A 13,532-nucleotide genomic window follows, 5' to 3' on the forward strand; every position below is an offset into this window, starting at 1 on the left:
CTTGAATTCTGTTATTGAATACAAATATCTGCATTTTTTGAGGAACAACAATAACTTTTGTTGTATTTTTGTCCACCGAAACAGAATTGAACTAAAAAACAATGTCCTATAATACTTTCACTTTGTCAAACGGGCTGCGTATTATCCATGCGCCCAACCTCTCTAAAGTAGCCTATTGCGGTTTTGCTGTAGACGCCGGAACACGTGACGAAAACGAGCAAGAGCAGGGAATGGCACATTTTGTGGAGCACCTTATCTTTAAAGGTACAGAGAAAAGACACGCCTGGCATATACTGAACCGTATGGAAAATGTGGGCGGAGACCTCAATGCCTATACCAATAAAGAAGAAACGGTGATTTACAGCGCTTTTCTGGCAGAACACTTTCCGCGTGCAGTAGAGCTGCTGGCAGATATTGTTTTCCACAGTACTTTCCCCCAACATGAGATAGACAAGGAAGTGGAAGTGATTATCGACGAAATTCAGAGTTATGAGGACAGCCCTTCCGAGCTCATCTTTGATGACTTTGAAGAACTGCTCTTCCCCAATCATCCCTTAGGAAGAAATATTCTGGGAAAACCGGAGCTATTGAGAGGATTTACCAGCCGGAATGCGTTGGACTTTACAGCACGCTTCTACAAAACAACCAATATGGTCTTTTTTGTACAAGGCAACATCGACTTCAAGAAGGTAATCCGAACAGTAGAAAAAGCCGTGAGCGATATATCGCTAAGCGAAATAAACCGTCAGCGTACCGCTCCCTTTACCTATACCCCACAGACTCTGACCATCAACAAAGACACCCATCAGGCACATGTCATGATAGGCAGCCGGGGATATCACGCATACGATGAGAAACGAACCGGGCTCTATCTGCTCAATAATATACTGGGAGGCCCCGGCATGAACAGCCGTCTGAATCTGGCACTTCGTGAACGTCGCGGGCTGGTATATAATGTAGAGGCCAACCTGACTTCCTATACCGACACGGGCGTATTCTGCATCTATTTCGGAACCGACACCGAAGATGTGGACCATTGCATCCGACTGGTGCACAAGGAACTGAAAAAGTTGCGTGACAATAAACTGACCGATGCCCAACTGACCGCTGCCAAGAAGCAAATCATCGGGCAAATCGGTGTGGCAAGCGACAACTTTGAAAACAATGCACTCGATATGGGGAAAGCATTTCTGCACTACGGCAAATTTGAAGGCCCAGGAGAAGTCTTTAAACGTATTGAAGCCCTGACCGCAGACCATTTACTGGAAATAGCCAATGAAATGTTTGCCGAAGAATACCTTTCTACGCTTGTATACTCATAGAAAATCGTATCTTTGCAAAATAACAACCTAACTAATATCATAATGACATGAAAAAACTCCATTTATGCCTCATCAGTACTTTACTGGCTGCCTCCATGCAAGCACAAAGTGTTGATTATACAAAAGGCCTGAGCATTTGGTTTGACAAACCCAATAATCTGGACGGACGCGCCTCCTGGTATGCCCCGACCGCCGACAAATCGTGGGAAAGTAATTCATTGCCTATCGGAAACGGAAGTCTGGGAGGAAATATACTAGGCTCAGTGGCTGCCGAGCGTATTACACTGAATGAAAAGACTCTATGGCGCGGTGGCCCGAACACCGAAAAGGGAGCTGAGTATTATTGGAATGCCAACAAAGAGTCGGCCCATCTGTTGCCCGAGATACGACAGGCATTCGTTGAAGGGAACCAAGAAAAAGCGGAAGAACTTACTTGCCGCAACTTCAACGGACTGGCTGATTACGAACCCAGCCGCGAGACTCCGTTCCGTTTCGGCTCTTATACCAGCCTAGGAGAAGCATACATTGAAACAGGGCTGAGCGAAATAGGCATGACGGACTATAAACGCGCCCTTTCTCTGGATTCTGCCCTTGCCGTTGTCAGCTTCCGCAAAGACGGTGTAAATTATGAGCGCAAATACTTCGCATCCTACCCCGACAGTGTCATGGTCATTAAGTTTACCGCTGACAAACCGGGTATGCAGAATCTTGTATTCAGTTACGGAGCGAACCCCGAAGCTACAGGCAGCATAAAAGCCGATGGAAACAACAGCCTGCTTTATACCGGCCATTTGAACAACAATCAAATGAAATTTGCCCTTCGCATCCGTGCCATCCATAAAGGGGGAAGCCTGACTGCCACTGACGGAAAACTCATTGCACAAGGAGCAGATGAAGTCATCTTTCTCTTGACAGCCGATACAGACTACAAATTGAATTTCGACCCGGACTTTAAAGACCCGAAAACATACGTAGGAGCAGACCCGGAACAGACCACTCTTGCCATGATGAATACAGCCGCCGGCAAAAGCTATAATGAGTTGTGCGAACGCCACAAGGCCGACTATACCAACCTGTTCGGCCGGGTAAGACTGACACTAAACCCTCATGCCCCCATGACGTTACAGTATCCGGCAGTCACCGACCTGCCCACCTACCAACGTCTGGCCCGTTATCGTAAAGGCAACCCTGACTATAAATTGGAAGAAATCTATTATCAGTTCGGCCGCTATCTGCTGATAGCCAGTTCCCGTCCCGGCAACCTTCCTGCCAATCTTCAAGGTATGTGGGCCAATGGTGTAGACGGCCCCTGGCATGTAGATTACCATAACAATATCAATATCCAAATGAACTATTGGCCTGTATGTTCCACCAATCTGGACGAATGTGCATGGCCCTTAATCGACTTTATCCGCACATTGGTAAAACCGGGAGAAAAAACAGCCCAAGCATACTTCGGTGCACGTGGCTGGACAGCTTCCATTTCCGCCAATATCTTTGGATTTACCTCTCCGCTGACAGATGAGAATATGTCGTGGAACTTCAACCCCATGGCAGGACCGTGGTTGGCTACACACGTGTGGGATTACTATGACTACACACGCGACAAGAAATTTCTGAAAGAAACAGGATACGACCTAATCAAAAGCAGTGCCAACTTTGCCGTAGACTACCTGTGGCATCGTCCTGACGGCACTTACACAGCTGCCCCGTCCACTTCTCCCGAACATGGACCGGTAGACCAGGGAGCCACCTTCGTGCATGCCGTCATTCGCGAAATACTGCTGGATGCCATTGATGCCAGCAAAGTATTGGGAGTGGACGCTAAAGAACGTAAACAATGGCAACATGTATTGGATAATCTGGTTCCCTATCAAGTAGGCCGCTACGGTCAGCTCATGGAATGGTCGGTAGATATTGATGACCCCAAAGACGAACACCGTCACGTAAACCATCTGTTCGGCCTGCATCCGGGACGTACACTCTCTCCTGTCACGACTCCCGAATTGGCCAAAGCCGCCAAAGTAGTGCTGGAACATAGAGGCGACGGTGCGACCGGTTGGAGCATGGGATGGAAATTAAACCAATGGGCACGTCTGCAAGACGGGAACCATGCATACAAGCTCTTCGGCAACTTACTGAAAAACGGAACGATGAACAACTTATGGGACACGCACCCACCCTTCCAGATTGACGGTAACTTTGGAGGCACGGCAGGTATTACCGAAATGCTGCTGCAGAGCCACATGGGATTCATCCAGTTATTGCCCGCACTGCCCGATGCATGGAAAAACGGCTCTGTAGAAGGATTATGCGCAAAGGGTAATTTTGAAGTCGACATAACATGGGAAAACGGTAACCTGAAAGAAGCCACTATCCTGTCTAAAGCAGGTGCTCCCTGCCATGTGAGATACGGTGACAAGACACTTACCTTTAAGACCTCAAAAGGTAAAACTTACAAGATTGCAATGGAAAACGGAGAGTTAAAAACCCTCCGTTAAACCCTCATTCCACACGTACGTTCGTGTGAGCTCACGCGGACGTACGTGTAGGCTTACACGAACGTATGTATAAGCCTACGCGGACGTATGTATAATTCCATGCATACGTCCGCGTTTTCAATATCCGGAAACAGGCCGTTTATTTGCCCTCTTCCATACTCATGGCAATCCCCTTTTCCAGTCCGCGAAGCTCGGAAAGACCGCGCATACGTCCCAAGCAGGAATATCCCGGATTGGTCTTTTTCTTTAAATCATCTATCATCTGATGACCGTGGTCAGGGCGCATCGGGATAGAGACACCGCGACGCTGCTGCAATAACAGCAGGTTCTTCATCACATGATACATATCTACATCACCCTCCAGATGGTTGGCTTCATAGAAATTCCCCTCCGCATCACGCTGAGTACTACGGAAATGGACAAAGTTGATACGGTCACCCAAACGTGCCATCATTCCTGCCAAATCATTGCGTGCAGCCACACCCAATGAACCCGTACACAGACATAAGCCGTTAGAAGGATTAGGGACTGCTTCAACCAACTTCTCAAAATCCTCTTCCGTACTCATGATACGAGGCAAACCAAGAATCGGCTGTGGCGGATCATCCGGGTGGATAACCAATTTCACTCCGACCTCATCTGCCACCGGACAAATCTCTTTCAGGAAGAAAATAAGGTTCTTGCGAAGCTTTTCCGCATCAATATCTTTATAACGGTCTAACTCTTGTTGGAACTGCTCCAGTGTAAAGCTCTCTTCAGACCCCGGCAGACCGGCAATCATATTCCGGGTTAAACGATGGATTTCTTCCGCATCCATTTGGGCAAAGCGAGCCTTAGCCTTTTCGGTTTCCTCTGCCGAGTATTCTTTCTCTGCACCGGGACGCTTTAAAATAAACAAATCAAAAGCCACAAAAGCTGCCCGCTCAAACCGCAAAGCCTTCGAGCCGTCGGGCAAAGTATAAGCAAGATCAGTGCGTGTCCAGTCGAGCACCGGCATGAAGTTATAAGTAACAATCATAATGCCGCATTCTGCCAGATTACGCAAGCTCTGTTTATAGTTCTCTATATATTTCAGATAATCTCCTGTCTGAGTCTTAATATATTCGTGCACGGGCACGCTCTCGACAACACTCCAAGTCAGCCCGACTTCTTCTATCATTTTTTTGCGCTTCATGATTTCCTCTACCGTCCACACTTCCCCATTGGGAATATGATGCAAGGCAGTAACAATACCGGTTGCGCCGGTCTGTTTGATGTCCCATAAAGATACAGAATCATTCGGGCCGTACCAACGCCATGTTTGTTCACATAGTATCATAACCAATCAAATATTACATTGCAAAAATATTAAATCCGCCGTCTACTACCGCTACCGTACCGGTCACAAAAGACGATGCCTCACTTATCAAATATTGTATTGTTCCGCACAACTCTTCCGCACGCCCGAAGCGTTTAAACGGAGTCTGGCGAATCACATCATTTCCACGTTCTGTGTAGCTGCCGTCTTCGTTAGTCAGCAAAGTACGGTTCTGTTCGGTCAGGAAGAAGCCCGGAGCAATAGCATTGACACGAATACCTTCACCGAATTTTGTAGCCACCTCATGTGCCATAAATGCAGTAAAATTGGATATACCCGCCTTAGCAGCCGCATACCCGCACACACGAGTCATCGGGCGAAAGGCAGCCATAGATGAGAAGTTCACGATAGCACCTTTTTTCTGTTCCACCATCGGTTTCAGGAATACCTGAGTGGGCAGTACGGTGCCTGTCAGATTCAGGTTCAACACCTTCTGGAACTCATCCACCTTCAAATCAAAGAAAGTACCCGTAGGAGCAATAGTTGCCCCCGGCATATTTCCTCCGGCAGCATTCAACAGTGCATCCACACGGCCATACTTAGCCAAAATATCCTCCAGATTTTGTTTCAAGACAGCCTCATCCAGCACATTAGTCACCAGGAACATGGCTTCTCCGCCTTTTGCCTTGATATTTTCCACAATAGCGTTGCCCACTTCTGCCTTACGGCCCAGAATCACTACCTTTGCCCCTTCAGCAGCCAAGTGTGCGGCGATGGCCTTTCCCAATACGCCTGTTCCACCGGTGATAACTACCACCTGATCTTTTACACTAAATAAATTATTCATGATATTATAAGTTTAACGGTTCTATACTATCTCGCAAGACGAGTAAACTCTCCGGCCCCATATTAAACAAAAGGTCGGCTATACTCAGATTCGGCAAAAAGCCGTGTTTCTCTTTAAACACTTGATAGTAAGGCTTAGGAATAAAGGTCGTATCTGCCATCCGGTAATCACGTTTGGGATGGATAATTTCACGGAAGTCATCCTCTCCGGCGGTCAACTCGGTACGATAGTCGGACGTTCCCTCCATTTGAGGTTCGATATCAATCAAACGGCACACCAAACTGCATAATTCCTGATTGAAATCCCATAAGAAAGGATATTTCTTCTCATAAAACACACGGAAGTCATCGGCGTAATAATCAAAGAAAGGACTATGCTTATAACCGGCTACCAAAGCATTCCAATGCATGTGACGCCAATTGCCGTGATCGGAGATACGGACATCTTTCATCAGGCATTTATTACCGTCACTTTTTTCGGTAGGAACAGTCAGCGCCAATGGGCCATCGGCTGCCGCAATCACACAACGATTACGGTAAGTCTGTTTCACATAGTTATCATAACGCTCCACATACACCTTGTCATAAGCAAGCAATTTGGTGTAATACTCTACGGGAGCTAAATAGGCAGAACCTACATATATTATTTTCTCCATTACTGTACTCGTTCAAAAAAGCGTCCCTTTCGCGAGGAAAACCAGATTCGCCAGGCCTTACCTATCAAATGGTCATCGGGCACCAGTCCGAAAAGACGCGAGTCACATAGATTTATAGGATTATTGGATGCCATCCAATAATAATTCTTCTTAAATGTATAAGCCGAAACCGGCTTGCCCTCCACCAGCAGGGTATCTCCTTTGACAGAAGCCTGTTTCCCCTCATGCCGCATAATGGTATTACACAGCAAAGTCACATTCCATGGATATACCTTTACCGGTTTGCCTTTGGCCGGAATCACAAACGGATGACTCTTGCTCACCTCCTTCTGATACAGAGGAAGCAGACTCACTTTTCCTGCCAGCTTCTGCTCAAGCAAATAATACTCATAATGACTGAAGCTACGGATATACCTTTCATCCATATACCCTACCAGTTGGTTTCCTGTGATGCCCAATTGCTGCATAGCCCGCAACACGCTATCTTCTGCCGTATGCGGATATACATAAAGAGACTTGCTGTCCGGGCTGAGCACGTGCTCGTCCGTCAGCAACAACTCTTCATTCAGCATCAACGTATCTCCCGGAACACCTACACAACGGCTGATAAACAGCTCCCTATTGCCAACCGATGTTTGCAAAGAACGCGGACTGGGATTATTAAACAACACCACATCCCCTTTTCCGACCGGCTTTTCCAACCATCGGCAAGTGGAAAAAGGCACACGAAACCCATAACTCCATTTATTCACCAAAACCCTCTCGCCCTGATAGAGACTGTTTTCCATACCGGTAGAAGGAATGGTGCAGGAGGTGAAAGCAAATGTCTTTATCAGCAGTGCCAAAACGACTGCCGTAAGCATTGCCTTTATCCATATGGAGACATGGGGGATGTGCACTATTTAATGTTATCTACAAAAGAGAACAATCTGTTCCAGCGTATCTTGCCGTCCAGCCAGCCACGGTCGGGGTCAAGAGACAACCAGATAAAGATAGGCTTACCCACCACATGGTCCTCAGGTACAAATCCCCAGAAACGGGAATCGGCAGAGTTATGGCGATTATCACCCATCATCCAATAATAGTTCATCTTAAATGTATATTCGTTTGTTTCCTTTCCGTTAATGTAAATCTTACCATCTTTCACTTTCAGGTCATTGCCTTCATAAGCACGGATGGGACGTTCATAAATCGGCAGATTATCCAATGTCAGCTGAATCGTTTCACCCTTCTTCGGTATCCACAAAGGACCGTAATTATCGGTAGTCCAACCGGTCAGTTTATTCAGCGGATACAAACCTCCCGCATCATCACCCGGAACATTCTCGATGCCGGCCACTATATCCTTACGTGCCAACAAACCGGCTTTTGCCTTCTCCGTCAGAGGAATGTTATAGGCCGACGCCTCCGGATAATAATAAGACAAATCCTCCCGACTGATGCCCAACTCGTGCGCCAAATCGTCTGGTATGGCTTTGTGCACCTTTACCAGATAGCGATACTGCACATTATCAGGTTCTTTATTCGGTTTCCCATCCAAATAGACAACGCGGTCCTTGATTTCGAGCGTTTGTCCGGGAAGTCCCACGCAACGCTTTACATAGTTTTCCCGACGGTCTACGGGACGGACAAACACCTTGCCGTACGTATTGGCGTTTTCATCAATATATTTACGGCCTGCCTGATAGTAGTAATCAAACACCATCCGTTGCTGTTCGGGAGTCATTCCGGCCATATCCACCGGCTTAGTCAGTTCTTTACCCGCCTGATAGCTCATGCGATAAATATCATCATTGGGCACATTTGCCATCACCGTATCTCCGGCAGGGAAATTAAACACCACAATATCATTCAACTGCACATCTCCCAACCCTTTTACACGTTTGTAATCCCATTGCGGAAACTCCAAATAAGACTTACAATTGAAAACAGGCAATGTATGCTGTGCCAACGGCATGTGCAATGGAGTCTGCGGTACGCGGGGACCGTAACTCAACTTGCTGACAAACAAATAATCGCCCACCAGCAGCGACTTCTCCAATGAAGAAGAAGGAATCACATAATTCTGGAAGAAGTACAAGTTCACGAAATAAACCGCCACCAAAGCAAAAACAATCGCATCCACCCATCCCATCACCGTCACCACAGTGGGATTCTTTGACTTTTTCCACCAAGTCCAGGGAATCTTCTTCGTGATATATGCATCGAATATAAACGGTACGACTAACAGCCCCATCCAGCTTTTCAGCCAAACGAGGAACACCAGCCAAAGTACCAGTACAATGACAAACCTAATCCATTGTGCACGTGTTGCTTTTATCATATGCTAAAATTGAAATAAATCATTCATTCCTAAAAATCCTTCATGCTGAGCCGTATATTCGGCAGCCAAGACTGCCCCCAAAGCAAATCCCTTACGGTTCTTGGCATCATGGGTAATCGAAATACTATCTGCTTCCGAGTCGTAACGGATGGTATGAATACCCGGCACTTCTCCTTCACGAACAGAGCTGACCGGAAGTTCGTCGGGAGCGCAAGTCGTGTTACCCGACACGATTCCGTCCGGTGTGACCAAAGTTCCTTTCACCCACTTATCCTTGCGGTCGATATTCTCCAAGATACCTTCTGCAAGAGTAATTGCTGTCCCACTCGGTGCATCCACCTTATGGATATGATGCGTCTCCACCATAGAGACATCATAAGCCGGGAAGTTGTTCATGATTTTAGCCAGATACTTATTAACAGCCGAGAAAATAGCCACTCCCAGACTGAAGTTAGATGACCAAAACAATGTCTTTCCCCCCTCGGTACAAAGCTTTTTCACCTCATCACCATGACGGTCCATCCATCCGGTACTTCCCGATACCAACTTCACCCCTGCTGCAAAAGTCTTCATATAATTAGTATAAGCCACTGTAGGATTAGTAAACTCAATAGCCACATCAGCCGATTTAAAAGCTTCGGAGTTAAAATCTTCCTGATTATTAATATCTATAATACTCACAATCTCATGTCCACGGGCAATTGCAATCTTTTCGATTTCCTTACCCATCTTTCCGTATCCAATTAATGCTATTTTCATTGTATGTCTATATATTTTTGCTACAAAGATAGCTTTTTTCACTGTAAACCATTACATTTGCCCAACATTTACACCTCATTAACATGGAACAACTACTACATTACATTTGGAAACACAAGATATTTCCGATTCAGGAACTAAAAACCACAACTGGCCAAAAGGTTGAAATCATAGATACGGGACTGGCAAATACAAATGCCGGTCCCGATTTTTTTAATGCAAAAGTCAAGCTGAACGGCGTTTTATGGGTAGGTAATGTGGAAATACACGAACATTCTTCGGATTGGTTGAAACACGGACACCACACAGATGCAGCATACGATTCCGTTATTCTGCATATAACATCTGATGCGGATATTGATGTATACCGTACTGACGGCGAACCTATTCCCCAATTAATACTCCCCTGCCCTGATTACGTTTGCCGGAACTATCACGAACTGGTTGAGACAGAGAGTTATCCGCCTTGTTACCGCATCATCCCCACCCTTTCCACTTTCACGATACACTCATGGATGTCTGCCCTCCAACTGGAACGTTTCGAACAGAAAGCCTCGCAACTATCGGAGCGACTCAAACGTTGCAACGCCAATTGGGAGGATGCTTTTTTTATCACTTTGGCACGCAATTTCGGTTTCGGCCTCAACGGAGATGCTTTTGAGACTTGGGCAAACCGGATTCCTTTACGGGCCGTAGACAAGCATCGGGATGAGTTGTTTCAGATAGAAGCCTTTTTCTTCGGACAGGCAGGACTGCTTCAAGAAACGAACGGTGACGAGTATTATTTACGTTTGAAAAAGGAATACGAATACCTTTCCCATAAATTCGGACTCACCCCAATGGATGTTTCCCAATGGCGCTTCCTGCGTCTGCGCCCCACCAACTTCCCCCATATACGGATAGCACAACTGGCGGTGCTGTATCACCGCTCTTACGGACTGCTTTCACATATCATGGAGGCTGACACTTTACCCAAAGTGCGTGACATATTAAAAGGAGGTACTTCGGAATACTGGGTAAGTCATTATACTTTCGAACACACCTCCCCTTTCCGCCCCAAAACATTGAGCAACTCTTCCCTTGACTTACTGGTGATTAATACGGTAGTGACTTTTCTGTACAGTTACGGAGTACACAAGGGAAAAGAAGAGTATTGTGCACGTGCCGGTGCTTTTCTGGAAGAACTGAAAGCAGAATACAACTATATTACCCGCATGTGGGAACAATGTGGAATAAAAGCTGCCAATGCAGCAGACAGTCAGGCCCTTATACAATTAAAAAAAGAATATTGCGATAAAAAGAAATGTTTATATTGCAGGATTGGATATGAATATCTGAAAAGAAAAGGCTGAAACGCGATTCAATATATAATAGAGGCAGGAAAAACTTATTCCACCTCTATTATCCAATCTCCAATCGTGCGAGTGGCACTATCAGAATTAATTCCGACCTTAACGATACGCTTGCCATCCTTCCTAATGGTCAGATTCTGGTAAAGAACAGGGAATCTTCAAATTACAAAACAGAAATCTCATCCAAGCCCAGTCCGGTTATCTCGGCTATATCTTCAAAAGAAAATCCTTTTTGCTTCATTCTCAATGCATTCTTACGAACCGCCTCCTGTTCGCCTTTTTGAAAACCTTCTTTCAATCCTTCCGCACGGCCTTCCGCACGGCCTTCTTCTCGTCCTTTATTCAACTGAGTGGACATTACACTATACCAATCACGGAAATTCTTTAAACTCTCCCAATATTCTCCAAGCTCTTTTCGAGAAAACTTAGCTATTTCGGCAGCCTCAAACAAACGGTCGAACACACGGTTTTGAAGAGCACGCGGACGTTCGAATAAAGACGAAAGATTACGAAGGACAAACAGCCATTTATCAAACATAGTTTCCAGCTCATCCTCATGCTTGTTGAACTTCGGCATTTCAAGATAGATAAAGGTCAACTTATCATAAAACACTTTACGCGTATAGAGGTCTACCAACTTCACTTCATGATGAAAATACGCCTCATCCGTATCATCAAAAGAAAAATTCAAGATTCCGATAATGTAGACAGCCTTCAGTTCATAATTCCATTCACCGCGCTTGCCCTGCTCACGAATCGGGAAAGTAGAATAAAACAGACTTCTATCCTTAAAAAACTGCTGTTCACCACGTTGCATCTCTACCAAGAACTTTTCTCCTTTTTCATTCTCACAATACACATCGAATACAGCACGACGGTCATACTCTTGTGTACCCAAATGCTCCGTATTCAGATAAGTGACATCTTTCACTTTCTCTTCCTTAAACAAAAGAGCATTCAAAAAACTGATGAGCAATTCCTTGTTCATCGCTGTGCCAAACAGCAACTTAAAACCAAAATCGGTATAAGGATTGACATATTTGTCTTGTATGCCTTCTGTTCCCATAAACAATAGCCTTTCTTTTTGATGATATACAATAAACAAAGGTAACGATTCTATCGCAACTTTAGCGCTAAAGAAGAAAGATTTAACTAAATAAAGGAAGAGGAAAATACAAAAAGAGAAGACATCCTCACAAGACGTCCCCTCTTAAATTATTCCATAAGGCAACAACTGCTGAAACCGCTTTTAGAATGCCTTCTTATACAGTTCCAGAATTATTTCTTCCGTCACTTCACGCGGGTTGCCCGGAGTACAAACATCTGCAATAGCAGAAGCCGCCAAACGAGGCAAATCTTCTTCCTTTATACCAAGTTCCGACAGGTGCTGAGGAATGCCGACCTTGACAGACAGAGCCTTGACTGCATCGACAGCCGCTTTTGCAGCCTCTTCCTGACTCATGCCATCTTTATACACATTCATTGCTTTCGCAATATCAACATATTTAGGCAGAGCAGCCGGAGCATTGAATTCCATAATGACAGGCAACAACAGTGCATTTGCCACACCGTGAGGAATATCGAAAATAGCACCCAACGGATGGGCCATGCCATGCACAACACCCAAACCGACGTTTGAGAACGCCATACCTGCAATGTATTGCGCTACCGCCATGCCGTTACGGGCCTCGGCATTCGTGGGGTCAAACACGGCTGTTTCCAAATGACGGGCAATCATTTCGATGGCTTTAATCTCAAACATATCACTCATTTCCCATGCGCCTTTAGTTATCAGGCCTTCAATAGCATGAGTCAGCGCATCCAGTCCGGTAGAAGCCGTCAATCCTTTAGGCAGAGTGTACATCAGTTCTGCATCGACTATGGCAATGGCAGGAATATCATTGGGGTCAACGCACACCATCTTTTTATGGTTTTCTTCATCGGTAATGACATAGTTGATGGTCACTTCGGCAGCAGTACCGGCCGTGGTGGGCAGGGCGATGATGGGAACTGACTTCTTTTTAGTGGGAGCCACACCTTCCAGCGAAACAACATCACTGAATTCAGGGTTATTAGTAATGATACCGATGGCTTTGGAAGTATCGATAGACGAACCGCCACCGATAGCCAAAATAAAATCCGCACCCGATTTGGCGAATGCCTCAACACCCGCCTTCACATTACTGACAGTGGGATTCGGTTTGATTTCACTGAATATTTCGTATGGAATGCCTGCCTTCTCCAATACCTTCAATACTTTGTCGGCAACACCGAATTTCAGCAAATCCTTGTCTGTAGATACAAATGCTTTGTGCAAACCAAGACGGTTAATCTCTTGCGGCAACACTTCGCGCGCGCCAGGACCGAAGTAAGACACTTCGTTCAATACAAATCTGTTAATCATAGTTTTTTTATTAAGTTGATATGCTACAAAAATAGTACAAATTCCCGATAAACCGACTTATCGGGAGAATTC

At 45.6% G+C, this 13,532-nt stretch carries 11 protein-coding genes; 3 read left to right on the forward strand and 8 right to left on the reverse strand.

All coding sequences use genetic code 11. From position 1 onward, the window contains the following. The first annotated feature begins 101 nt into the window (after window positions 1–101). Together IR173_RS16345 and IR173_RS16350 are read left to right on the forward strand one after the other, a co-directional pair. Complete coding sequence (locus IR173_RS16345; protein ID WP_237040582.1) at window positions 102–1,322, forward strand: M16 family metallopeptidase; 1,221 nt, start codon at window positions 102–104, stop codon at window positions 1,320–1,322. A gap of 47 nt (window positions 1,323–1,369) precedes the next feature. Beyond that, window positions 1,370–3,823, forward strand: coding sequence for a glycoside hydrolase family 95 protein (locus IR173_RS16350; RefSeq protein WP_237040583.1), 2,454 nt, complete (start codon window positions 1,370–1,372; stop codon window positions 3,821–3,823). Window positions 3,824–3,962: 139 nt separating this feature from the next. Here the strand turns inward: IR173_RS16350 and uxuA are convergent, their stop codons facing one another. The 6 genes from uxuA to dapB are packed head-to-tail and all read right to left on the reverse strand — an operon-like array spanning window position 3,963 to window position 9,704. Beyond that, entirely contained in the window at window positions 3,963–5,141 is a 1,179-nt protein-coding gene (gene uxuA, locus IR173_RS16355; protein WP_237040584.1) for a mannonate dehydratase, read from the reverse strand. Window positions 5,142–5,154: 13 nt separating this feature from the next. Then, the gene (locus tag IR173_RS16360) at window positions 5,155–5,967 is read right to left on the reverse strand and encodes an SDR family oxidoreductase (RefSeq protein WP_237040585.1); all 813 of its coding nucleotides are present in this window, start codon (window positions 5,965–5,967) and stop codon (window positions 5,155–5,157) included. Between the two features lie 4 nt (window positions 5,968–5,971). Next, window positions 5,972–6,622 carry a WbqC family protein gene (locus tag IR173_RS16365; protein ID WP_237040586.1) on the reverse strand — a complete coding sequence of 217 codons (651 nt, stop codon included), beginning with the start codon at window positions 6,620–6,622 and terminating at the stop codon, window positions 5,972–5,974. Further along, entirely contained in the window at window positions 6,622–7,485 is an 864-nt protein-coding gene (lepB, locus tag IR173_RS16370; protein WP_237040587.1) for a signal peptidase I, read from the reverse strand. The genes IR173_RS16365 and lepB (IR173_RS16370) overlap by 1 nt, the downstream gene beginning before the upstream one ends. A gap of 35 nt (window positions 7,486–7,520) precedes the next feature. Continuing rightward, window positions 7,521–8,945: a signal peptidase I gene (gene lepB / locus IR173_RS16375; RefSeq protein WP_237040588.1), complete on the reverse strand. Its 1,425-nt coding sequence runs from the start codon at window positions 8,943–8,945 to the stop codon at window positions 7,521–7,523. Between the two features lie 3 nt (window positions 8,946–8,948). After that, window positions 8,949–9,704, reverse strand: a complete 756-nt coding sequence (dapB, locus tag IR173_RS16380) for a 4-hydroxy-tetrahydrodipicolinate reductase (RefSeq protein ID WP_237040589.1) — start codon at window positions 9,702–9,704, stop codon at window positions 8,949–8,951. Between the two features lie 83 nt (window positions 9,705–9,787). Here dapB and IR173_RS16385 point away from each other — a divergent pair, with 83 nt between their 5' ends. Next, window positions 9,788–11,056 carry a DUF2851 family protein gene (locus IR173_RS16385; RefSeq protein ID WP_237040590.1) on the forward strand — a complete coding sequence of 423 codons (1,269 nt, stop codon included), beginning with the start codon at window positions 9,788–9,790 and terminating at the stop codon, window positions 11,054–11,056. A gap of 163 nt (window positions 11,057–11,219) precedes the next feature. On the opposite strand, the gene IR173_RS16390 is transcribed toward IR173_RS16385, so the two are convergent. Together IR173_RS16390 and fucO are read right to left on the reverse strand one after the other, a co-directional pair. After that, window positions 11,220–12,122 (reverse strand): Rpn family recombination-promoting nuclease/putative transposase, encoded by a 903-nt coding sequence (locus IR173_RS16390; RefSeq protein WP_237040591.1) that lies wholly within the window; start codon window positions 12,120–12,122, stop codon window positions 11,220–11,222. A 183-nt stretch (window positions 12,123–12,305) separates the two neighbouring features. Continuing rightward, window positions 12,306–13,460 (reverse strand): lactaldehyde reductase, encoded by a 1,155-nt coding sequence (gene fucO, locus IR173_RS16395; protein ID WP_237040592.1) that lies wholly within the window; start codon window positions 13,458–13,460, stop codon window positions 12,306–12,308. Between the last annotated feature and the right edge of the window lie 72 nt (window positions 13,461–13,532).

It is taken from the genome of Phocaeicola faecalis, assembly GCF_021730445.1.
Classification (GTDB): domain Bacteria; phylum Bacteroidota; class Bacteroidia; order Bacteroidales; family Bacteroidaceae; genus Phocaeicola; species Phocaeicola faecalis.

Bases quoted from the DNA above. Each gene is read 5' to 3' on its own strand.
- IR173_RS16345 (WP_237040582.1), top strand. From the start codon at position 102: ATGTCCTATAATACTTTCACTTTGTCAAACGGGCTGCGTATTATCCAT.
- IR173_RS16385 (WP_237040590.1), top strand. From the start codon at position 9,788: ATGGAACAACTACTACATTACATTTGGAAACACAAGATATTTCCGATT.
- fucO (WP_237040592.1), bottom strand. From the start codon at position 13,460: ATGATTAACAGATTTGTATTGAACGAAGTGTCTTACTTCGGTCCTGGC.
- IR173_RS16365 (WP_237040586.1), bottom strand. From the start codon at position 6,622: ATGGAGAAAATAATATATGTAGGTTCTGCCTATTTAGCTCCCGTAGAG.
- IR173_RS16360 (WP_237040585.1), bottom strand. From the start codon at position 5,967: ATGAATAATTTATTTAGTGTAAAAGATCAGGTGGTAGTTATCACCGGT.
- lepB (WP_237040587.1), bottom strand. From the start codon at position 7,485: ATGCTTACGGCAGTCGTTTTGGCACTGCTGATAAAGACATTTGCTTTC.
- uxuA (WP_237040584.1), bottom strand. From the start codon at position 5,141: ATGATACTATGTGAACAAACATGGCGTTGGTACGGCCCGAATGATTCT.
- lepB (WP_237040588.1), bottom strand. From the start codon at position 8,945: ATGATAAAAGCAACACGTGCACAATGGATTAGGTTTGTCATTGTACTG.
- dapB (WP_237040589.1), bottom strand. From the start codon at position 9,704: ATGAAAATAGCATTAATTGGATACGGAAAGATGGGTAAGGAAATCGAA.
- IR173_RS16390 (WP_237040591.1), bottom strand. From the start codon at position 12,122: ATGGGAACAGAAGGCATACAAGACAAATATGTCAATCCTTATACCGAT.
- IR173_RS16350 (WP_237040583.1), top strand. From the start codon at position 1,370: ATGAAAAAACTCCATTTATGCCTCATCAGTACTTTACTGGCTGCCTCC.